A 1,409-nucleotide genomic window follows, 5' to 3' on the forward strand; every position below is an offset into this window, starting at 1 on the left:
GAGACGGGCACCGGCATCGCAGCATCCTCGATCGGGAAGGAACTGCGTAAGGCTCGGTGGCCTTTCGGGGTGAGTTCGGCATAGGTGAATTCGTTATTGGCGTTGCGCTGTCCCGTGATCAGCCTGCGGTCCGCAAGGTCATCGAGAGCCAATCCGACTTCCTGATGAGTGAGAGCGCCGGTGAAGTCTTCACCGTCCGGCCCGCCGACGATGCCAGTGAAGTGTCCGGTGCGCGCGATCGAGGACAGGACCTGGCGGCGTGCGAATTCCTCGCGGTACGACTCAACAGTGTTGCGGGCCCGCATCTTACCGACAGTGGTGAGATGAAAATCGTAGCTGCCGTCGAGGGTGTAGGTGTCTTCGACCAATTCAAGATTTTCGAGTTCGTCGTACACGAAGCGGGCATCGTCATATGGGCAGACCTGTACTGGAAGGGCAACGGCTGGATCGTTGTCGGCCAACCAGCGCAATGCGCGCATAGCGCGAAAGGAGATGCTCACGTTGTGCTCCGTCGTGATCGCGTCGTGCCTGAGTTGGCGCGACGATTCGACACTATCGGCCGCATGTGACATGCATGCTGGAGCAGACGACAGAGGGCTCCGCGTGCACGGACGCCGTTGGCAGTCACAGACACTTTCCGCGATAACGACGACACCGAGAAAGCCGCACGGCCGTCGCGACCGCCCCTACATCCCAATTTCGTCGTCCCACCTGGGTGCGGCTCGATTGCGCACAGGCTGTTTACACGTTGTCTTACGGCTTCCGGTAAGCGAGAACGCGGGAATTCCGAGCGCAGTTAGTACTTGTCGAATACCAAGACCAAGTCGAGGTGGTGCGGTCACCGCTTAACAACGCAACCGCACCGCACCGCATCGCAGGGCAGGGCAGAGCCAAGCCCGCGCCCGCATCAATGCCAGCCGTTCGGCTGCACGGCAGTGGGTGCCGGCCGAGCTCGACAGAGGTCACGCCAGCTCAGGTACCTGAACAGGCTTGCGAATCGAGACGTACGAACTGTCCGGAATCGCAAGATCGCCCATCTCGTCGGTGTCGCTGCGCCAGGTCAACGAGAGCAACGAGTCTTCGATGATGTCGGGCTCGGGTTCGGTGTCGACAACGACCCACTCGTCGGTGTCCTCCATCAACATCAGATCTCCCAGTGCCACGTCAGAGGCGCGAACATCCTGGACCGGTCCGTATTGGTCCTCGTGTTCGTTTCCGCTGCCGAATGCATAGTCCGGTTCCTCGCGTGGTGCCGTATCGTCGACTGCTGCCTTGACGACGGTGAGTCTGGTTCGGGCCTGTTCGACGTTCGACGGTTCTGGTCGGGATTCGGGATCGGAGAGTTTGTCGAGAAACGCCGCCGCATCGGCGGCATCGTTTGTCGCGAACGCCGGCCGGCGGTATGTGTC

General features: G+C 61.0%; 2 protein-coding genes. Both read right to left on the reverse strand.

Features of this window, described 5'->3' with window-relative positions:
• Positions 1 to 500: hypothetical protein (locus tag ACIQ2D_RS21970; protein WP_402867416.1), on the reverse strand; the 500-nt coding region annotated here is incomplete at its 3' end.
• Between the two features lie 462 nt (positions 501 to 962).
• On the reverse strand, positions 963 to 1,409 hold a 447-nt coding region (locus tag ACIQ2D_RS21975), incomplete at its 5' end, for a hypothetical protein (protein ID WP_483869759.1).

Source organism: Lysinibacillus sp. NPDC097287, from assembly GCF_044761695.1.
Taxonomy (GTDB): Bacteria; Bacillota; Bacilli; order Bacillales_A; family Planococcaceae; genus Lysinibacillus.